The organism is Negadavirga shengliensis (assembly GCF_042652345.1).
Classification (GTDB): Bacteria; Bacteroidota; Bacteroidia; order Cytophagales; family Cyclobacteriaceae; genus Negadavirga; species Negadavirga shengliensis.
In genome coordinates this window covers 341658-362786 of the sequence record NZ_JBHSJJ010000001.1, presented here as the reverse complement: position 1 = coordinate 362786, position 21129 = coordinate 341658, and the positions used below count along the sequence as shown (strand labels likewise).

The 21129-nt window shown below is 46.5% G+C and carries 13 protein-coding genes; 8 read left to right on the top strand and 5 right to left on the bottom strand.

The window, feature by feature from the left end:
• Window positions 1–122 precede the first annotated feature (122 nt).
• From ACFPFU_RS01450 to infB, 3 genes are all read left to right on the top strand, one after another.
• On the top strand, window positions 123–593 hold the full coding sequence (locus ACFPFU_RS01450; protein ID WP_377060773.1) for a ribosome maturation factor RimP: 471 nt from the start codon (window positions 123–125) through the stop codon (window positions 591–593).
• Window positions 594–597: 4 nt separating this feature from the next.
• Window positions 598–1845, top strand: a complete 1248-nt coding sequence (gene nusA, locus ACFPFU_RS01445) for a transcription termination factor NusA (protein ID WP_377060771.1) — start codon at window positions 598–600, stop codon at window positions 1843–1845.
• 69 nt (window positions 1846–1914) lie between these two features.
• On the top strand, window positions 1915–4896 hold the full coding sequence (gene infB, locus ACFPFU_RS01440) for a translation initiation factor IF-2 (protein WP_377060769.1): 2982 nt from the start codon (window positions 1915–1917) through the stop codon (window positions 4894–4896).
• Window positions 4897–5238: 342 nt separating this feature from the next.
• Here infB and ACFPFU_RS01435 read toward each other — a convergent pair whose 3' ends face one another.
• The 5 genes from ACFPFU_RS01435 to ACFPFU_RS01415 all read right to left on the bottom strand — a co-directional run bounded on the left by ACFPFU_RS01435 (window position 5239) and on the right by ACFPFU_RS01415 (window position 10353).
• Window positions 5239–5907, bottom strand: a complete 669-nt coding sequence (locus ACFPFU_RS01435) for a DUF305 domain-containing protein (RefSeq protein WP_377060767.1) — start codon at window positions 5905–5907, stop codon at window positions 5239–5241.
• Between the two features lie 298 nt (window positions 5908–6205).
• Window positions 6206–6961, bottom strand: coding sequence for an MBL fold metallo-hydrolase (locus ACFPFU_RS01430; protein WP_377060765.1), 756 nt, complete (start codon window positions 6959–6961; stop codon window positions 6206–6208).
• Between the two features lie 147 nt (window positions 6962–7108).
• On the bottom strand, window positions 7109–8047 hold the full coding sequence (locus ACFPFU_RS01425) for a sugar phosphate isomerase/epimerase family protein (protein WP_377060763.1): 939 nt from the start codon (window positions 8045–8047) through the stop codon (window positions 7109–7111).
• A 118-nt stretch (window positions 8048–8165) separates the two neighbouring features.
• Window positions 8166–9362, bottom strand: a complete 1197-nt coding sequence (locus ACFPFU_RS01420) for a THUMP-like domain-containing protein (RefSeq protein ID WP_377060761.1) — start codon at window positions 9360–9362, stop codon at window positions 8166–8168.
• 1 nt (window position 9363) lies between these two features.
• Window positions 9364–10353: an aspartate-semialdehyde dehydrogenase gene (locus ACFPFU_RS01415; RefSeq protein WP_377060759.1), complete on the bottom strand. Its 990-nt coding sequence runs from the start codon at window positions 10351–10353 to the stop codon at window positions 9364–9366.
• 131 nt (window positions 10354–10484) lie between these two features.
• Here ACFPFU_RS01415 and ACFPFU_RS01410 point away from each other — a divergent pair, with 131 nt between their 5' ends.
• The 5 genes from ACFPFU_RS01410 (at window position 10485) to ACFPFU_RS01390 (ending at window position 20793) form a co-directional block, all read left to right on the top strand.
• Window positions 10485–16922 (top strand): lamin tail domain-containing protein, encoded by a 6438-nt coding sequence (locus ACFPFU_RS01410; protein ID WP_377060757.1) that lies wholly within the window; start codon window positions 10485–10487, stop codon window positions 16920–16922.
• A 75-nt stretch (window positions 16923–16997) separates the two neighbouring features.
• Window positions 16998–17987 (top strand): TRAP transporter substrate-binding protein, encoded by a 990-nt coding sequence (locus ACFPFU_RS01405; RefSeq protein WP_377060756.1) that lies wholly within the window; start codon window positions 16998–17000, stop codon window positions 17985–17987.
• Window positions 17984–18463: a TRAP transporter small permease gene (locus tag ACFPFU_RS01400; protein ID WP_377060755.1), complete on the top strand. Its 480-nt coding sequence runs from the start codon at window positions 17984–17986 to the stop codon at window positions 18461–18463. Before ACFPFU_RS01405 ends, ACFPFU_RS01400 begins: the two co-directional genes overlap by 4 nt.
• The gene (locus ACFPFU_RS01395; RefSeq protein WP_377060753.1) at window positions 18460–19734 is read left to right on the top strand and encodes a TRAP transporter large permease; all 1275 of its coding nucleotides are present in this window, start codon (window positions 18460–18462) and stop codon (window positions 19732–19734) included. Before ACFPFU_RS01400 ends, ACFPFU_RS01395 begins: the two co-directional genes overlap by 4 nt.
• Before the next feature lie 168 nt (window positions 19735–19902).
• The gene (locus tag ACFPFU_RS01390; RefSeq protein WP_377060751.1) at window positions 19903–20793 is read left to right on the top strand and encodes a DUF72 domain-containing protein; all 891 of its coding nucleotides are present in this window, start codon (window positions 19903–19905) and stop codon (window positions 20791–20793) included.
• Window positions 20794–21129: the final 336 nt, after the last annotated feature.

Sequence of the window (21129 nt, the reverse complement as noted above, 5' to 3'; positions counted from 1 at the left end):
AATTTTATTACCTTTGTGATTGTATAAGTTAATGATTCAAGAGGGGACAAGCAGTCCCCTCTTTCGTTATGGACAAAATTAGTAAAGTTTGACGAGGGTGCTGGTAAGAAGAAAATAAAGATATGAATTTGAAGCAGACGATCGAGGAAATTGTGGAAAAGCATCTCCCGGATGATTCCCATTTTATCGTGGAGATTCAAATCAAGGACAAGGGTCCTAAAAAAGTGCTGAACATCCTGATTGACGGAGATCAGGGCGTCAATATTGAGAGTTGCGCTGCGGTGAGCCGGGCGGTGGGGGAGGAGCTGGAAGCTAAACAACTGATAGACGGCGCTTACGTGATGGAGGTTTCTTCCCCCGGGTTGGATTATCCTCTGGGTTCAAGAAGACAGTATCAGAAAAATGTCGGCAGGAGTATGAGGGTGCACCTTCAGGACGGAAAGGAGCTTGAAGGAAAATTGGCCAAAGTGGGCCAGACGGAAATCGTGTTGTTGGTCAAAAAAAAGGAAAAAGGAAAGAAAGCTGCTGAAGAGGAAGTCAGCGTAGCTTTTGAACAAATAAAAAAATCAATAGTGTTAGTCTCTTTCAAATAAAAATATGGATGCTAAAGTTCTGATTGAATCATTTGCAGAGTTTGCAAGATCAAAAAATGTGGATCGTCCGACAATGATCCGTATTCTGGAGGATGTGTTTAGGGCAATGATTCGTAAAAAATACGAAACAGATGAAAACTTCGATGTGATCATCAATGCCGATAAAGGGGATCTTGAGATTGTGCGGATAAGGGAAATTGTGGATGACAATTCCGAGGATATTTGGGATCACGACAAGATCAGTCTTACTGAAGCCAGAAAAATCGAACCTGACTTTGAGATAGGGGAGGAAACCTATGAAAGGATAGAACTGGAGGATTTCGGCAGGAGAGCGGTGATGATGGCCAGGCAAACGCTGATACAGCGCATCAAAGATCTGGAAAAAGACCTTCTTTTCCAGCAATATGAGGAGCTTGTGGGTGAGATCGTCACTGCAGAAGTTTACCAGATTCTGGGAAGGGAAACGCTGTTGATGGATGCAGAGGGCAATGAGCTTATCATGCCAAAATCAGAGCAGATTCCCAAAGACCGTTTCAGAAAAGGAGATACCGTGAGGGCGATTGTCCATAAAGTGGAAATGATCAACGGAAACCCGAGAATCATCTTGTCCAGAACTTCTCCCATCTTTTTGGAGCGGTTGTTCGAAAATGAAGTACCGGAAGTTTATGATGGTTTGATCACGATCAAGAAGATCGTACGCGAACCGGGTGAAAGGGCAAAAGTGGCGGTGGAATCCTATGATGACCGTATCGATCCGGTGGGAGCTTGTGTGGGAATGAAGGGAAGCAGGATCCATGCTGTCGTGCGTGAATTGCAGAATGAAAACATCGACGTGATTAACTACACGGATAACCTCGATTTGTATGTTTCCAGGGCGCTTAGCCCAGCCAAGGTTTCCTCGATCCAGGCAAATGAGATTGAAAAAAGGATCTCTGTTTTTCTTAAACCGGATCAGGTATCATTGGCGATCGGCAAGGGGGGGTTTAATATTCGACTGGCCAGCAGGTTGGTTGGTTATGAAATTGACGTGTTCCGTGAACTCTCTGATTATGAAGAGGAAGAGGATGTGGATCTGACAGAATTTTCCGATGAAATAGAGGAGTGGGTGATCAATGAACTCAAAAAAACAGGCCTGGATACCGCCAAAAGCGTATTGGCATTGACCAAGGAGGACCTTTTGAGAAGGACTGAGCTGGAAGAAGAGACGATCGATGAGATATTTAAAATATTAAAACAAGAATTTGAACAGTAAAAAACGATAGATTATTCGTTATCCCCTTTATATTTGCATTATAAAAAAATACAGGAATAGGTTTTGAGTATGTCAGAAGAAAAAATGATGCGATTAGGCCAGGTAGCCAGGAAACTCAACGTTGGTATTTCTACCATCGTGGAGTCAATGGCGAAGAAGGGCTTTGAGGTAGAAAGCAATCCGAACTCTAAAATTAGCTTGGAGCACTTTAACATGCTGGCCAAGGAGTTCAGATCTTCTGCCCAGGAGAAGGAAGAGGCCTCCCATCTGTCTATAGGCAAGCGACACAATGAGACTTTTACCATAAAAGCCGAATCAGAGTCAGAGCCTGAAAAACAAATCAAAAAGCAGGAACCGGAAAAACCTGCTGCGCCTGCGGAAGAAAAGAAAACAACCGATAAGCAAGCTGATAAAATTTCCACTGAAGCCCCCAAACTTCAGGGTATAAAAGTTTTGGGAAAAATTGACCTCGAAGGGAAAAAGCCCACCGGGGAAAAAGCGGAAGCCCCGAAAGAGCGGCCCGAGGAGAAACCCGTGCCCAAACAAGAGGAGCCCGAGGCAAAAAAAGCAGAAGCCAGGGAAGAAGAAAAGCCTTCAGTTTCCCCGCCTGCTGAAAAAGCCCCCTCCAAAGCTGAGGAGGCGCCTTCTGCCAAAGAAGAAAAGGAAATCCCACCCAAAACCGAATCCCCTGTAACCCCGGAAGTTGCTTCGGACAAAACAGCCCCTGGGCACCAAACACCTACTGAAAAACCTGCTGACAAAAAAGAACCTGTTCCTGAAAAGCAAGAGGCTCCTGAACGCAAACCCGATTCCCCTAAAAAAGAAACTCCTGAGGAACCCACTAAAGGGGAAGTTATCGCTGCTAAAGCTGACTCCCTGAAAGGGCTTACCGTTTTGGGAAAAATCGAATTGCCTAAAGACAAGCCAAAGAAGAAATCCAAGCCGGTTGCATCTTCTGACGAGCGGAGTAAGGAAAAAAAGAAAAGACCGAGAAAGCGGATAGAAAACCGTCCCAGAACGGCGGAAGGTGGGCCGAGACCTGCGGGGGGTCCGGGCAGTAAACCCGGAGGTCCGATGCCTAAAAAAGGAGGAGCAAGAGGACCAGCAGCCGGTAGAGGGGGACAACACGGCGGAGGCACCCGTTACCAAAAAGAAGAACCTTCTCAGAAAGAAATACAAGAACAAATCAAACAGACCCTGGCGAGACTACAGGGAGGCGGAAAAGCTGGCGGCAAAGCCAGAAACAGGAGGGATAAAAAATCCGAAAGAGGCAAGGAAGCCAGTGAGGAGCTGGAAAGCAGCCGCATACTAAAGGTGACTGAGTTTATTTCTGCCAACGACCTGGCCTCGTTGATGGATGTTTCGGTTAATGAAGTCATTTCTGTCTGTATGGGATTGGGGATGTTTGTTTCCATCAATCAAAGACTGGATGCGGAAGCCATTACCATCATTGCTGATGAATTCAATTATGAAGTGGAATTCACCAAAACCGATGAAGAGGAAAGTGAAATAAAAGAAGAGGAAAATCCGGAAGTGCTTGAAGACAGGGCTCCTATTGTGACGATAATGGGGCATGTCGACCATGGTAAAACCTCACTTCTTGATTACATCCGCAGGTCGAAGGTTACCCATGGGGAAGCGGGTGGAATCACCCAGCATATAGGAGCCTATGATGTGGAAACATCGGATGGGCATAAAATCGCTTTTTTGGATACACCGGGGCACGAAGCGTTTACCGCGATGCGCGCCAGGGGTGCCAAGATTACGGATGTGGCCATCATCGTGATCGCCGCTGATGACAACGTCATGCCGCAGACCAAGGAAGCCATCAACCATGCCCAAGTCGCAGGTGTGCCGATGATTTTTGCCATTAATAAAATCGATAAGCCCAATGCCAATCCTGACAAAATCAAAGAGGAATTGGCCAATATGAACCTGCTGGTGGAAGATTGGGGAGGTAAGTACCAATCCCAGGAAATTTCCGCGAAAACCGGCGTAGGGGTGGATGAGTTGCTGGAGAAAGTGCTTTTGGAGGCGGAAATCCTGGAACTGAAAGCCAACCCCAACAAGAATGCTGTGGGTACCGTGGTAGAAGCTTCTTTGGACAGAGGAAGGGGTTATGTGTCCACCATCATGGTGCAGGCTGGTACCCTGCGGGTGGGGGACGTGATCCTTGCCGGACAGCATTACGGCCGGGTGAAAGCCATGTTTGACCATATCGGTAAAAAGGTGGAAGTGGCGGGTCCTTCCACACCGGTTCAGGTGTTGGGCCTCGGCGGTGCTCCCCAGGCCGGCGATGTTTTCAAAGTATATGACACTGAGCGTGAAGCCAGGGAGATTGCCAACTCAAGAGAACAAATACAGCGTGAGCAAAGCCTCAGAACCAAGAAACATATTACCTTGGATGAGATCGGAAGAAGGTTGGCCATCGGAAGTTTCAAAGAACTCAATATCATCATCAAGGGTGATGTGGACGGTTCGGTGGAGGCCTTGTCAGATTCCCTGTTGAAACTCTCCAAAGACGAAGTGAAGGTGAATATCATTCACCAAGGTGTAGGGCAGATTTCCGAATCGGATGTCTTGTTGGCCTCTGCCTCCGACGCCATCATTCTGGGATTCCAGGTGAGACCGTCTGCGAATGCCAAGAGGCTGGCGGAGCAGGAGGAAATCGAGATCAGGCACTATTCCATCATCTATGATGCCATCAACCAGATCAAGGATGCCATTGAGGGCATGCTGGAGCCTGAGTTTGAAGAAGTCATTACCGGCAATATAGAGGTGAGGGAAGTCTTTAAGATTTCAAAAATAGGTACTGTAGCCGGTTGCTATGTGACCGATGGGTATATCCACAGAAAGAACAAAATCAGGGTGATCCGGGATGGTATCGTGATCCATGAAGGGGAGATCAGCGCCTTGAAGCGATTCAAGGACGATGTGAACGAGGTGAAATCCGGCTATGAATGCGGTGTTTCCATCAAAGGTTTTAACGATATTCAGGTGGGAGATACCTTTGAAGGGTATATGATGCAGGAGGTTAAAAGGAAAAAATAATTCTATTTTAAAGCACAGATAAAGGGACAGTTGTAAAACTGTCCTTTTTTAGTTAAGCGCCTTTATAGATAAGGATTCCATTACTTTTTTTTCCTATTGCTCTTCCCTATTTTCACATTGCAAAACCTTCATTCCCTATAATGTTAGAAGCCGCTACCCTGATAACCGAGTTTTTGTTTTACCTGTCCCTACTGGGAGTGATTTCAGGTATGATTAATCCGGTTACCGTGCTCTGGTTTTTGCCCCGATGTAATCGGTTCCTGGTAATAAAAATATACGGTACCCTAAGCTTGCTGTTCTTTTTCCTTTACAAGCTTTTGGATTATTTGCATTAAATACCCTTTACCTGGATGGTCCATGCTTGCTTCTGAATCGAGCCAGTTCTATAATCTCTTTTTCTTGGTGTTCAATAATCCTTTTAGCTTCCTCAAGAGCCATTTCTGCTTCTCCGTATTTAAATTCCACTCTAGACATATCGATTGCTCCCTGATGATGATGGATCATCATCTCTGCAAAATCATAATCGGGATCGATGGTATAATGCATAGCTTTCATTGATTCATCCATTTTCATCATTACTATGTCCATCTCTTCCATAAAATCATGAACAGCTTGGGGGACTGGATCTCCATGTTCTTCCAAGAATTGCCTGAGGCGGTTTTGGCTTTCCTGATCTGCTTCCATGGCACCTCTTGCAAGTTCCAATGCTTCTGGATGCTCTCCAAATTTCAATAGAATATTGGCCATGTCAATGGACCCTTGGTGATGCGGGATCATCATGTTGGCAAAATCTACATCAGGATCCATAGTCATAGTAACTGCATTCATGTCTTCCATCATTTTCACACGAGCAGCTTCCATTTCGGCCATAAAAGCATTATTTATAGCAGGATCATTTTCTCCCAAATCATTACAGCTGGTAACTATGCAAAATAAAACAACTACCAATTTTAATGTAGAAAAACGCATTAAAAATGGCAAATCCAGAACTCCAAATGATATTTTTCTCATAGTGGTATTTTATTAAAATTTATATAAATGGTTAAATTAACACGTAATTAACATCTAATTTTTAAATTATGAACAAATATCATTCCAATGGAAGTAATATTAGGCTATTCTTCCTTATTAAATTCTTTCTCAGTTTTATTTATGAATGCATATTTAGTTTTTATGATTTTTCCACAATTTTATTCGTATAAAAAAGAAGACGAAACCGATTATCGGAATTGAACTTTTGCTAAGTTTTTTTACCTGAGATTTATTACTCAATGGTATTTTTTAAAAATAAATGAAGGTGACCGGATTTTTAAAAAGTTATTTCCTGCCCATCATAGGCACATTCCAACTCAAGATCGGAAATTCGGCTGAGCATCTCCCCGCCCAGGTGGTTTAAAAGGATTCTTTTATAAGTAAAACGGCCCCTGTTGGCTACCAATGTGCGATAATCCAAGTGATTCGGGCCTACTGGGTTGTAATAATTCGATTCGCATATGAAAAGGTCTGCGTTCCGGGAAATATCAAAAAGACTTTCGGTCCATTCCGTATCTCCTGAATAAGCAAAAACCTTGTCATTCCGGGTAATTCTCAGGCCATGAGGTTGGGATTCCGCTGAGTGGATTACGGAGAATGCCTCTATTTCCAATTGTTCTATTTCTACTTTTTGACGGGACTCATATTCCTGGAAATCAACGTTAAATCCCAGCGCATCAAAGTCAGTTCCCGGGTACAATAGCGCGGTGAGTTCTTTGGTTTTTTGAGCCGTTCCCTTTGGACCCATAATCGTCAAAGCCTCGGTTCTTTTTTGAATATTTTTCGCATCCAATAGAAAAAACGGGATTCCTCCAAAATGATCCCCGTGTAAGTGGCTTAAAAGGATGAAGCTGATTTTTGAAACGGGAACAGCATGTTGCTTCATGGCGACTAACGAGGAGGCCCCGCAATCCACCAGAAAATGCACATTGCCGAAATCCAGATAGAAACAGGTGTTGAACCTTCCGCCACTTGCAAAAGCATCTCCACAACCTACTATGGTTACTTTAAAATGATTTTCCGGACCTTCCATTAGCCTAAGTTTTTGTTGGTTTTAAACAGCAAAAACTTGGCTAGAAACATGCCTTAGCGTAAAATGCTAACTAGGATTTATATGTTTTCGGTTACTGGATTAAAAAGCAGCGGTTTTGTTTTCCTGACCAGGCTCAAAGAAAAAGACTCACAATTCCACTCCCACCTTTTTTCCCTCAGCCCGGATATATTCAGCAGCTTTGTCATATTCTTCCTCAGTGCTCAGGTGTTCCATCATCAGGGGAATATCCTTCAGCTTACTGACTTCTGTCAAAAATATGCCATAATCCAACACGCCCAGACCGGGTCTCACCTCAGTGAACTGAGGCATGTAAGTGTCTTCCTTGATGACGATATCCTTGCCATGGCAACTCCTGATATGGGGACCCAGTTTCTGAAAACATTCCTTGATCAGTTCAGCATTGTTATAAAACAGCTTGGGGCTGACAATCAGGTTCATCGGATCCATATGGACCCCGAATTGCTTACGGTCGATGGCTTTGATTAGATCCAGGTAGCTGTCCGCGGAGTCGGGAAAGGCCCAGGGCATGGGTTCCAGGGCGAAAAAAGTCCTGCGGGGCTGTACTTCATCGATGATTTTCCGGGTGACTTCCACGATTTGGTCAAAGGTTTCCTGGGTGAGGTTGTCTTTGTGTGGACCGGCCCAGTGCTCGGGATTTTTTGACCCGCTGATGTTCACACAGCAGTTGGCGCCGATGGCCTCTGCCAGTTGCAGGGATTGGGTGCATTTGTCGAATGCCTCCTGGGCCATGTTGCCGTCCGGGCTGATGGGGTTGCTCCAGGCGCCCACTTCGGCGATGATGATGTCCGCTTTTTTGGCTGCGTTTTCATAAGCCCTGATCTCCTCGGTACCGGCTGTGGTATTGAGGGGGCAATAGGCAGCCCGGAAGTTTTTGCTTTTCAGCGCGGCGATCCATTCCTCAGGGCTTTTGGGTTTGGTATAAATGGGTCCTCCCAAGCGTACATGGGATCGGGCTTGGGAAGTGGCAGAAGCAGGCATATAAGGGGCCATCCCGGCCAAAGCCATACCTTGGAGGGCTTTTTTGGAAAAGGTTCTTCGGTTCATAATAGGTTTATCGATTGAGAGAGGGAAGATAATAAAAATGATTGAAATGCAGGTGAAATTAAGTTGATCAAGTGTACCCGGATTGTCGGGCTGACTAAAAACTGAGAAATGTTTATGATCACTTTATCCGCTTACACCAATAAGCCCTCGGCCTTCCGTCCGCGGGGGTGCAGGCGATCAGGTAATCCTCCCCCCCGTCCTTCAGACGGTACCGGCTTTTAAGTTCGGCGGCGTTGAGCGGATGGTTCCTGACCAGGACATTGACCTTGCCGTCCGGAAAAGCTGTCTGAATGGTTTTGCGGTTCAGTTTGATCTCCCCCATTACCTGAAAGATCCTGCCGGGAATGTCTGCCGGTAGATCCCCACAGGTGTAAAGATGCGTGTGAGGATGGAGTTTCGCCAGTCCATGCCTCAGCGCAAAGGTCTTAAAAGCACCGGCTTTCAGCACCGCCGCCGGAGGCAGGATAAGGTAACCGAAAGGCCCTTCTATCCTGGGTTGTGCGGCTGATTCTTCTTCAAAGGTAAAATCAAAGGTATGCGTTCCCGTAGGATCCAACTCATGGGCGAATATCCTTGTGGATGTGGCGGGGAGATTCGACTTATAGAGAAGCAATACTTCTCTGACCTCGTTTTTTACAGACAGGATATGCATCTCCTGAATATCCGGGATTTCCGTTTTGGCCATGCTGAGGTCGAGCATAGGGGAAGCTTTTATCAGTATCTGTCTGGCCTTTTGTTGTAAGAGGGCCCAGTTGGAAACCACATCGGGTTCGCAATCCTGTAATTTATAAAGTTTTTGATCACCGCGCCCTCTTCTGGCAGGATCTACAAAAAGGCAGTCATAATTCGCAGACCTAGCGGCCAGATAATTCAGGCCATCCCCATGTATGATGGTGTAAGTGTTGGCTTCAAACAGCAATGGAAAATTGTGGAGGGCAATGTTTACCAGCTCCTCCTGTTGCTCCACATAGGTGATTTTTTCGAAGGCCCGGCCCATAAAATAAGTGTCCACACCGAATCCACCGGTGAGGTCTATAAAGGTTTTTCCGGCAACAAGCTGTTTTTTAAAAATGGCCGTCATCTCGGAGGAGGATTGTTCCAAAGAGAGGCTTGGAGGGAAAATCAATCCGGGTTCCCGGCAAAATGCGGGGAGCTTTCCGGCTGCTTTTTGCCGCATGGCAATCTGATGGACGGCAGCCTTCAGGTCAAATTCAGGACCGGGTTTGCGGCTTAAAAGCAAATGTGCAGGATCATCATGGAGATGGTCCTGCACAAATTGTCTAAAGGCATCGTTGTATGGATGTCTATTTTCCAAATCAAGCCATGCTGTGTTCAGCAAGGTACTCCGCGATCTGTACGGCATTGGTGGCCGCTCCTTTCCGAAGGTTATCGGCCACGATCCACATGTTCAGCGTGTTGGGCTGGCTTTCATCCCTGCGAAGTCTTCCCACAAATACCTCATCCTTTTTATGGGCATGGATAGGCATGGGATACACATTGCTGGCAGGATCATCCTGTACCACCACACCAGGGGTGTTGGAAAGAATTTTCCTCACCTCATCCAGATCAAAGTCATTTTTAAATTCCACATTTACCGACTCCGAGTGTCCTCCCATCACGGGGATTCTTACCGTGGTGGCGGTGACCTGTATGGACGGATCATCGAAGATCTTCTTGGTCTCGTTGATCATCTTCATTTCTTCCTTGGTGTAGCCGTTTTCCTGAAAGACATCAATGTGGGGCAATACATTGAGATCGATTTTGTGGGGATATACCCTTTCGGCTTCCCTGCCCTCACGTTCGGCCATCATCTGATCCACGGCTGCTTTTCCGGTTCCGGTTACCGACTGGTAAGTAGAAACAACTATCCTCCTGATACCGTATCTTTCCTTCAATGGCGCCAAAGCCAGTACCATCTGAATGGTAGAACAGTTGGGGTTGGCAATGATGCGGTCATCGATACGGAGTGACTTGCCGTTGATCTCAGGAACCACGAGTTTTTTAGTCGGATCCATCCTCCAGGCCGAGGAGTTGTCGATAACGATGGTCCCTGCTTCTGCGAATTTAGGAGCCCATTCCAATGAAGTGCTTCCACCCGCCGAGAAAATGGCGATGTCCGGTTTTTCAGAAACAGCCTGGGATAAACCGATAACAGTGAATTCTTTGCCCTTGTATTTAATCTTCTTACCCACGCTTCTTTCACTTGCTACCAAAAGCAGTTCATCATAATCGAAATTGTGCTCATCCAGCACTTCCAGAATTTCCGAGCCGACCAAACCGGTGGCTCCCACTACGGCTAGTTTCATATATTTATTTGGTTACTGATTTGTTCAATAATTGTCTTTTGAACGGTCATTGCAGCGGGTGAATTTTACCATGCACCGCAAAATTTACAGTCAATATTTTTTTATTTCTAAGTTTTTACTAACTTAAACGCATGAAAACCTGCATTTTTGTATGGGGTTTCATTGCTTTTTCCATACTAGGTTTTGCACTTTTCGAAGAAACCGAAACTTTTATCGATCAGGATTTTGAAAGCAATTTTATGATCACTAACCATCCTGAAGAATTTTTGCCCAACTGGTCTGCCAACGACGTACGGGCCAGTTCCATGAGGGTCTTCCAAGCCAGTGGGGAAGGTATCAACGGCTCCCAAGCCCTGGGTATCCAGACCATCGGCTCTTTCGACGCGCAAATTTACATAAAAACATCCACTATTGGACTGAAAAACAGCAGAATTTCCTTTCAGGCGAAAACCGGAAAAAATGGCTCGGGAAACAGGCCTGTGGAGGTCTATTATTCCTTTTCGGAAGACTCCCCGGAAAATTTTGGGGAAATGCAGCCCATAGGCACTCCGGAAAGTTTTCCCAATGAGGACACTCCTTATCAGGAATATCTTTTTGAGATGCCCTCAAATTTGCTGGGTAAAGAGGTGGTATTTATCAGACTGGATGTGCGTTATGGCCAGGGAAGCGGCACTGCCGCAAGGCTGTTTATAGATGATTTTATAATACATGGAGAAGCCGGCGAGCCGGATCCGAGAGAAGAAGATCCAGGTAGCGAAGACCCGGATATAGAAGATCCCATACAAGGAAAAGACAGTCTTAAAATAGAACAGATTGAAAGATATGATGACAAGGGCTGGGCTATTTCCTTTGGAAGAAATGACCTGAAAGAGGCGTTTGATATCAAAAACATCGGCTTAAATCATGGTTATGGAGAAGCCGTCAATTGGGCGTTAAACGACAGTCTCCTTTGGGTGGAATTCGGGGACTACTTGTATCCTAACCATTATGAGTTGACTATTGAGTACCATGAAAAATCAGAAGAGGATACTGAAATGTGGCTGGCCCACGATTTGGAATGGGTAAGTCCCGTTCCTTTTGGCACCATCGTCATCAATGAATTCATGGCCGATCCCAATCCTAAAGGATCGGTCCCGCCCGATCCCGTTTTGCCCACAGCCACCAATGATGAATACATAGAACTCTATAACCGGTCAGACAAGCCTATTCTTTTAACAGGTTTTACCTACAATGACGGTGCCGTAGAGCCTGTTACTTTGGAGGGAGGGGGCTATGTACTGCTGGTCCCGGCCAGCAAGACAACGGAGTTCAACCAGTGGGGACCCACTACGGGTGTAAGCCCTTTTAGGGCTCTTTCCAATAATTCCGGTCAGATTCACATTGCCGATGCCTTCGGGGTGATCGACAGTCTGAACTACGACACTTCCTGGTACCAGGACAGCGACAAGACGCGGGGAGGCTGGTCGCTCGAAAGGATGGATCCCTATATTTCCTGTCAGGGAAGTTTCAACTGGAAGGCATCGGTTTCCGACCAGGGCGGCACCCCGGGAATGAGGAATTCCGTGTATGAAACCGGCCCCTCGGAATTGTCCCTTGTTGAGGTAACTGTTTTGGAAGCGAGCCATATAGAAGTTTGGTTTTCGGGAAACATTGATCCGGCGTTCCATGACGGAATCCAGGTCCTGCTGGAGGGTAAGGCAGTGCTGCCTGAAAAAATTACCGCGCAAAGTATCCATTTCAGTAGCCCGGTTCCCCTGACCTCCGGGAACAGCTATTTGCTGGAAATCAAAAACCTGAGGGACTGTTATGGCAATCCACCAACGGATTTTTCTTATGTGCTGGAGTTGAGCGGAGAGGAAGATGGGAAAGATCCGGGGCCGGATCCTGGAGATCCCATAGAGGAGCCGGATGACCTTTCCATAAACCGGGTGGAAAAACATGGGGAAAACAGCCTGGCCGTTCATTTTAACGAGTTGATCGACGGCATCGAGTTTACAAGTGCAATGCTTAGCCCAGGCTATGGGTCCCCTGAAAATTGGGAAATCCAGGACAGCGTTTTGGTGCTGGACTTCGGAGAGTACCTGTACAGCAACCGGTTTGAGCTCACGCTCAACTACGGAGAAAGGGGCGGGATTGATCCGGAAGTGAAATTGTTGGTGCATGATTTCGACTGGAGCAGCCCCACGCCTTTTGGCGCGGTCATCATCAACGAGTTCATGGCGGACCCAAACCCAAAAGGACTGGCTCCTCCCGACCCTGTGTTGCCCACTGCCTCTACGGACGAATACATAGAACTGCATAACCGGACCGACAAACCCATCCGCTTGGCAGGATTCACTTACAACGGAGGAATCATCTCCGACCTGACCCTGGAGGCAGGTGGTTTTGCGTTGCTGTGCCCGGCTTCCAAGACCGAGGTATTCAGCCAGTGGGCATCTGCAGCGGGCGTCAGTCCCTTCAGAGCCCTTCCCAATGGTTCCGGGGAGATTTTGCTGGCCGATGCTTTCGGAGTGATCGACAGCCTAAGCTATGACACTTCCTGGTACCGGGATGCCCAGAAATCACAGGGAGGCTGGTCGCTGGAGCGAATCAATCCGTATGTCTCCTGCACGGACCGGTATAACTGGAAAGCCTCGGTTTCCAGCCAGGGAGGCACACCGGGAGCTGTTAATTCCGTTTTCAGCGAAGAGCCGGACCCACGTCCATTTATTATCCGTGAGGTTCGTCTCAATGACGAAAACCAAATAGAGGTGTTGTTTTCCAAAATCCCCGATTCGAAATCCCGGGACAGCATAAAAGTATATTTTGAGGACACGTTAGCGGAATTGCAGAGCATGGATACGGAGATGCTTACTTTGACGAACCCGCTCGAACTGGTTTCGGGAGAATCCTACTTGTTGGAAATCACAGGGGTGAGGGACTGCTATGGCCTTGGCCTTGATGAGCGATATTATACCTTTACCTATGACACCGAACCACCGGTGCTCATTGGAATTTCCGCTTTGGCTGATGATGAATTCAAACTTTATTTTGATGAACCCCTGGACCTTTACCGTTCCCTGCATTCGGACCAATTCGGGATTGTACCTTATGAAGGTCAAATCAAAAATCTTCAGGCGCTTGACTCCCAAACCATACAGATGGCGTTGGATCCACCTTTGGAGTTGGGACAAGCCTATCAATTCTATGCCCGGAACATTTTGGACCTGACAGGAAACCGGGCAGATAAAACCGCTTTGGAATTTTATTTGGACGATCAATTGGACACGTTGGTTTTTTCAGGCCCTACCCATTTGCAGGTTCAGTATAAAATACCGGTAGACAGTGTGGCAGCTGTGCAGCTTCATTCCTATTTATTGAACAAAAATCCGGTACAGCCGGAAAGGGTTTACCGGGATGCAACATCCCCATTGTACTTTCACCTGCTTTTCAGGGAGGAACTTCCAGCCAACACCCCTCTAGAACTGAGAGTCGAAGGCATAAAAGACATGGATGGTAATCCGATCAATACCCTTAAAAAATCCTTTATCTGGGATACCAGGAGTATTGCTATTACTGACGTGGATGTCCGTAACGACAGCACGCTGTGGGTGACATTTAACAAATCGATGGATGAAAAACATGCCTTGATCCATCAGAATTACACCGTAAATGAGGGGATCGGAAATCCGGAGAAAATTCATTTCAAAGCGCCCAATGCGGCAGAACTACAGTTCCGGAAAAAGTTTGCAAACCGCGTGGACTACCAGCTGTCCATCAGAAACCTCCGGGATGTTTATGGGGTGGAGATGCCCCGCACCATCAACAGGGCTTTTGTGTATGATGTCATTCCGCCCGAAATCATTTCGGCCTCATTGATCAGCCCATTTGAGGTCAGGATTGATTTTGATAAACCGGTGATGTTTCCGGAAAACGTGGCCGTGGGGGGTCTTGTCCACTTAGACTGGGAGATGGATGGTGAGAAAAGCCTCCTTGTTAAGTCCCAAATCGCCCTTAAAGAAGATGAGATAAGGATAAAATTTCCCGAACTCCAGGATTTATTGGGAAATACCGCCTACGATCTGGAATACAGACTGGACAATTCCCTGCCGCAGATTGGTCAAGCTTATTTATGGGATGCCCATCACCTTGTGCTGTGCTTCTCACATTTTCTTGATCCCTCCCTGTCCATATTGCCTGATCGGTATCTGGTTAATCATAAGGGTATAAAATATGCGAGGCTAAAGGAAAACGGGTTTGAACTGGAGTTGGAACTTTTTGATGGCCTGCGGCTTGGGGATAGTGTGGCTGTCGAAGTGTTGGAAGTAAAAAACAAACGTGGCTCCTCTGGCCATAAACTTGAGACTTCCTTGACATACGATGACGGGATCACAGCGGTCTGGCCTGAAAATTCACAAATGATCCAGGTTTACCATGAGACCGCATTGGACTTAAATACGCCTTTGTTGGGATCGTTTAAATTGGCGGATGACCCCCAAAACATAGAGGCCATCCATAACCAGAGTAACCCGGCCCATTTAAAATTGGTGTTGGAAAGTCCCCTGTTGGAGGGACAGGTATACCAACTACAGGTACCGCCAAGGTTAGGGGAAAATCAAAAAATCCATCCGGGTTCCATAAGGTTATTGGAATGGGACACAATTCCCCCAAAATTGGTAGAAGTGGAGGTCATCACGGAATACGAATTGCGTTTACATTTTGATGAGCCGCTTGATCCGATCCTCGCAGTGGTTCCCGGGTTTTATGAAATCAACGGCACACATCCCATGGAGGTACTGCCGCTTTCCCATCCCAATCAGGTTTTGTTGGTGTTTGAACAGGCGTTTCATTCAGGCATGCCTTACGAGTTGAGTATCCAACATATTGAAGACCGGCATGGGAATTCTGTCAATGAGACGGTTTTGTCTTTCATCATGGATGAAATCGCTTATCCGAATTTCAGGGACATCGTGATCAATGAAGTGATGGCGGCACCCCGGCCAAGTCAGACTTTGCCTCATGTGGAATATGTGGAGATTTATAATGCCAGCGATAAGACCTATTATTTAGGGGGCTATCTTTTGGCCAATTCCAGGACAACCACTGTTTTTCCGAGGGAAACCATTGACCCAAAAGAACACGTTATTTTATGTCCGATCAATCAGGTCCAAAATTTCATGCCATATGGCAGGGTCATCGGCCTGAATCACTGGCCAACTTTGTTGAATGAAGAGGATGAGGTGAGCATTTCTGATCGCCGGGGGACTTTGATCGACCGGTTTGTTTATAATACCGGAACCTATGGCTCCGGCACCATTGCCCAGTCAGGTTATAGTCTTGAACTGGTGAATCCTTATTACCCTTGTATATCAGATCAAAATATAAGGCCCTCGCAAGATGCAAAAAGGGGAACGCCCGGGAAAATGAATTCTGTATTCGATGATAGCCCGGATAGAACAAGGCCGCAGTTGTTAGCTGTGGAAGTAAAATCGCTGGATAAGCTTTCTCTCGTTTTTTCAAAACCCTTGGCCCATGTAGATATCCCCGGCATCCTGTTGGTGCCCAGGCTCAATGTGTCTGAAGTGTACCAGGATACTGCTGATCTGTCCCGGGTATGGGTAGTCTTGGGAGAAAACCTGAAAGACAATCAGGCTTATACCCTTCAGATTTCCGGCTGGAAAGACTGTGTAGGCAACAACACGGATCCGTTGTTATCCCAAGCCGAATTTAAAATCCCCGGCAAACCCGAAGAAGGGGATATTGTCTTGAACGAGGTCCTTTTCAATCCCCGGACCGGCGGGCCCAAGTTTGTGGAAATTTATAACCAATCAACCAAATACCTGAACCTAAAAAACTGGAAACTGGCCAACTTCGCCAACGAGGAGATCAGTAACCGCCGGGTCATTTCAGGGCAGGACCTTATCCTGGAACCCTTCAGCTATTTGGTGCTCACCACGGATGCTGACAGGCTTTTGCAGCATTACCCCAAAGGGAAATTCGAGAATTTTCACCAGATGACCAGTCTCCCCAGTTACCCCATCACTTCCGGCACCGTGATTTTGCTGGATCCGGAAGAGCAATGGGTTGAAAGATTTGACTATCATGAGAGAATGCATCACAGCTTTTTGAGGGACCTTAAAGGCATTTCATTGGAGCGATACGGGGTTCATGCTGAGGTAAACAACCCCCACAATTGGCATTCTGCGTCAGCGGATGCAGGCTATGCCACGCCGGGGTATAAAAATTCCCAAACCTATGGGGAAAAACAAGCCCAGGACATGATCGTGGTGGATCCTCCCGTTTTTGTACCCAATGCACCGGGGGAAAGGCCGTTTGCCACCATTCACTATCAACTGGAAAGACCGGGATACATGGCATCCTTAAAGATTTTTTCCAGCACAGGTATTCAGGTAAAGGCCATTTGTGAAAATGAATTGTGGGGGGAGAAAGGTTTTTATACCTGGAACGGAACAAATGAGAATGGAACTAAGGTAACTCCGGGCTATTACGTATTATGGGGTGAGCTGGTACATCCTGACGGATCGGTAAAGCAGATAAAAAAGACCATGGTGGTGGGGGCTAAATTCTGAACGGTTTTATGATTACTGCCAAATTTTTGTATTTTTCGGCATATTAAAGCCTTTCAGTATCTTAAGCCCAAATATATGACCTGCCATCGCTTCTGCAGTTTTTGTTTCTTTTTTTTAACCCTGGTTTTAGGGGCTTGTCAGGGAGTTGGGGAGGAAAAACCAGAATTTACGCTTCGATTCGGTCACCTCGCCAACAGGAACCACAGCTGGCATAAAGCCAGCCTTAAATTTGCCGAAGAAGTAAAAAAGAGAAGTAACGGCCGGGTAGAAGTCAAAGTTTACCCCAATGAGCAGTTGGGCAAAGAGATGGATGTTCTGACCGGGATCCTTGCAGGCAGCGCGGATATTATGATCACGGGGGAATCACTGCAAAGTTGGAGCCTGCCCAATGCCATATTATGCGCTACTCCCTTTGCAATACGGGACAGTGACCACCTCAAAAAGGTGGCAGGAGGACCTCTGGGAAAAGAAATAGAACAGCATATACTGGACATCGCCGGCTTCAGGCCCATTGCCTGGTTTGAGCGGGGTGCGAGGAACCTCACCGCCAACCGGCCCATCCGTCACCCCGACGAGCTCAGTTCCATGATCCTCCGGGTACCCGCAGTGTCCTTATACGTTAAAACATGGAGCGCTTTGGGTGCCAAGCCTACCCCGATGGCTTTTTCGGAGGTTTTCACTGCACTGCAGCAATCGACCATACATGGCCAGGAAAATCCCTTTGCGTTGATCCGGGATGCGGGTTTGTATGAGGTTCAGAAGTATTGCATGCTGACGGAACACGTAAAAAGCTGGGCCTATGTGGTCATGGGCAACAAGAAATTTGAGATGCTTCCCGCTGACCTTCAGCAGGTGATTTTGGAGTCTGCTAAAATCATGCAGGCATACGAACATGAATTGTTCTTGAAACAGGAAGAAGAAGATTACCAATACCTGTTGGACAGGGGTATGGAATTCATTGAAGTAGACAGGGCCGCTTTTGAAGAGGCCGCGCGCAAAGCGGTTTTGGAGGCTTTTTCCGACGGGCAGAAAGATCTTTTACAAAGAATCCAGGCAGTTAAATGAAACAGTTATCCCTTCCCTATTTGGACAAGGTTTTGTCGTTTATGGTGACGTTGAGTTTCCTGTTGATGATCGGCGTGGTGATCCTGCAGATAGTGGCCCGCTATGCTTTGCCCTGGTCTCCCAACTGGACAGAAGAAATGGCCAGGTTCTGCTTTATCTATATGGTAAGTCTTGCAGCGGGGTTGGCTGTAAAGGACCGGGCCTATGTAAGTGTCAATACCTTTCTGGACAAGATGTCCCCCAAAGCCAGGTGGGTCACTGAAATTTTTATATTACTGTGTATCATTGTGCTAATGATGGTGATGTTTATTTTCAGTATTCCCTTGGCCCGGATAGTGAGCCTGCAAATTTCTCCCGCCTTACAGCTCAACATGTCTGTCATGTATGCGGCGATGGGTTTCATGGGCTTGTTGGTAAGCTTGTACAGCATGCTGCAGCTTATCGAAATGCTTAAATATAAACCCCATCTGAAATGACCCTGCTTCTTTTTTTGGTTTTCCTGGTATTGTTGATCATCGGTTTTCCTATCGCTTTTGCCCTAGGGATTTCCGCTTTCGTATATATCCTTTTCAGCGACCTGCCCCTTATGGTCATCCCCCAAAAAATGTATGCCGGGATTGATGTTTTTGTTTTGCTTTCCATTCCTGGCTTTATTCTGGCTGGAAACCTGATGAACGCCAGTGGCATTACCAGCAGGATCATCCGCTTTTGCAATGCCTTGCTGGGGCATATCCGCGGGGGCTTGGGATTGGCCAATGTGGGAGCGTCTATGCTGTTTGGCGGCATTTCCGGAACCGCCATCGCGGATACTGCGAGTATAGGGTCTGTGATGATTCCGGCGATGAAAAAAGAGGGGTATGACACGGAATTTTCCTGCGCGGTGACCGCCTCTTCTTCCACGATCGGCCCCATCATTCCCCCCAGTTTGCCCATGATCATCGCGGCTACACTCACAGGGTTGTCTGTAGGAAAACTGTTTGTGGCAGGTATCGTACCGGGGGTATTGTTGGGGCTCGGTTTTATGGCTGTGACGTATCTTATTTCTGTAAAAAGAAAATATCCCAAAAGCCAACGGGCGCCGTTAAAACAGGTAGCATTGCGTTTTGTGGAAGCTTTTTGGGCCATTATGATGACATTGGTAATCCTTTTTGGGATTATCGGGGGGATATTCACCCCAACAGAAGCCTCCATTGTGGCGGTGGTCTATGCGGTGGCCGTGGGCCTCTGGATTTATAAAGAGCTTTCGCTCAGGATGATTCCGGCTATCCTCTTACAATCCGCCAAAACTACTGCCTCTTTGATGGTATTGGTGGGGTTTGCTAATCTTTTCGCCTGGATCATGACGGTGGAAGAGTTGCCGCAGCTGATTGCGGACAGCATGCTGGAACTGACAGAAAACAAACTGCTTTTGCTTTTGATGATCAATTTGCTACTGATTTTTGTGGGGGCTTTTATGGAAACCATAGCGGCACTTTTGATACTTTTTCCCGTTTTGCTGGGCGTGGCCGTTCAGGTGGGGGTAGATCCGGTCCAGTTTGCCATTATCATGGTGGTGAATCTGGTTATCGGGCTGACCACACCTCCTGTAGGGGTATGTCTTTTTGTGGCATCCAGTATTGGGAATATTTCCCTGGAGAGGATCACGAAAGCAGGTTTGCCGTTTCTGCTGGTAAGCATTTTGATTTTGTTGCTGGTCACTTACGTCCCTGAAGTCTCACTGTGGTTGCCTGGATTGTTTTATGATTAATGGAAATGTTACCAGTTTGATTAAAAGGAGAGCAGAATTTTCATAGCCAACCTTTGCTTCGTTTTCTCCAAAGAATTGAGGAAAGGTTCGGAGTCTGTGGCCAAGCTTTGTACCATAAATGAATAAAATTTCTATTTTTGTAAGACCCTCGTTAATGATGATAATTTTATGAAATTCGGTAAAGTTGATGACCCCTCCTTGATAGATTTTTCACTTCCGGCTGATCACCCTGATACGGAAGGGGTACTGGCGGCCACGAAGGCCGATGGTTCTGAATTGGAGGTCTATGTAGGTTGTGCCAAATGGAACAGGACTGATTTAAAAGGGTTTTACCCAAGAGGAACAAAGGATGAGTTGTCCTATTATTCTACTCAGTTCAACTCTATAGAATTGAACGCCACTTTTTACAACATGCCGAAGCGGAGCCAGGTGGAAACGTGGAAAAATAAAACCCCTGACGGTTTCCGGTTTTTCCCAAAAATCACCAATTCGATCAGTCATTTTAAAAGGTTGATTGATGTCAAACGGCCTGTGGAGGAGTTTTGTGATGCGGTAAGTGCCTTTGAGGAAAAATTGGGGATGGCTTTTCTCCAAATGCATGACAATTTTAAGCCCAAGGATTTTGACAGGATAGAGAAATTTATAAAGGATTTCCCGAAAGCCATTCCGCTCGCGGTGGAGTTGCGCAACACGGAATGGTTCAATGAACCTTCCGAAGCAGAGAAGTTTTATCAGTTGCTGGAACAACACGGCAAAACAAATATCATTGTGGATACAGCAGGGAGAAGGGACATGTTGCACATGAGACTCACCGCTCCTACGGCATTTGTACGTTATGTGGGGGCCAACCATGAAAGTGATTATCAACGGTTGGATGATTGGTTGGAAAGGATAACAAAATGGAGAAAACTGGGCTTGAAATCTGTGTATTTCTTTGTCCACCAAAATATCGAGAAGGAATCGCCCCTGCTTTCAACCTATTTTATACAAAAGCTCAATAAGGAACTGGGTACTGAATTAAAAATTCCGCAGATCCTGAATAATCCTCTGGGATTGTAGCCCAATGCTTGCTTGCGGAAGAAAAGGTAGGGAATGGAGCAATAAAGCTTTTAAACCCGTCGTCAGGCTTCAAAAAACATTAAAATACGAGCCCGCTCTTCTTTCACTCACTGCTTCAATCCCCTCTTCCCCATTTGTTATGATTTTTTTACCCAATAAAGTCCAATTCCGCATCCCTTTATTGTAGCCTGTATCCGGTAGTCGGCTGTACTTTTTGAAGATTAAGGCCTCCCAATGATTGTGGTCATCATAATTGCCTCATTATCATCATTGAGTGTTCTGCTGCTTTATTATAAATTGCCTCAATGGATTTAAAATATCTTCCTGTTTTGTGTG

Excerpts from the sequence above, each read along its gene's own strand:
- ACFPFU_RS01390 (WP_377060751.1), top strand. The coding sequence starts at position 19,903 with ATGAAATTCGGTAAAGTTGATGACCCCTCCTTGATAGATTTTTCACTT.
- ACFPFU_RS01430 (WP_377060765.1), bottom strand. The coding sequence starts at position 6,961 with ATGGAAGGTCCGGAAAATCATTTTAAAGTAACCATAGTAGGTTGTGGA.
- nusA (WP_377060771.1), top strand. The coding sequence starts at position 598 with ATGGATGCTAAAGTTCTGATTGAATCATTTGCAGAGTTTGCAAGATCA.
- ACFPFU_RS01395 (WP_377060753.1), top strand. The coding sequence starts at position 18,460 with ATGACCCTGCTTCTTTTTTTGGTTTTCCTGGTATTGTTGATCATCGGT.
- ACFPFU_RS01400 (WP_377060755.1), top strand. The coding sequence starts at position 17,984 with ATGAAACAGTTATCCCTTCCCTATTTGGACAAGGTTTTGTCGTTTATG.
- ACFPFU_RS01450 (WP_377060773.1), top strand. The coding sequence starts at position 123 with ATGAATTTGAAGCAGACGATCGAGGAAATTGTGGAAAAGCATCTCCCG.
- ACFPFU_RS01415 (WP_377060759.1), bottom strand. The coding sequence starts at position 10,353 with ATGAAACTAGCCGTAGTGGGAGCCACCGGTTTGGTCGGCTCGGAAATT.
- infB (WP_377060769.1), top strand. The coding sequence starts at position 1,915 with ATGTCAGAAGAAAAAATGATGCGATTAGGCCAGGTAGCCAGGAAACTC.
- ACFPFU_RS01435 (WP_377060767.1), bottom strand. The coding sequence starts at position 5,907 with ATGAGAAAAATATCATTTGGAGTTCTGGATTTGCCATTTTTAATGCGT.
- ACFPFU_RS01410 (WP_377060757.1), top strand. The coding sequence starts at position 10,485 with ATGAAAACCTGCATTTTTGTATGGGGTTTCATTGCTTTTTCCATACTA.
- ACFPFU_RS01425 (WP_377060763.1), bottom strand. The coding sequence starts at position 8,047 with ATGAACCGAAGAACCTTTTCCAAAAAAGCCCTCCAAGGTATGGCTTTG.
- ACFPFU_RS01405 (WP_377060756.1), top strand. The coding sequence starts at position 16,998 with ATGACCTGCCATCGCTTCTGCAGTTTTTGTTTCTTTTTTTTAACCCTG.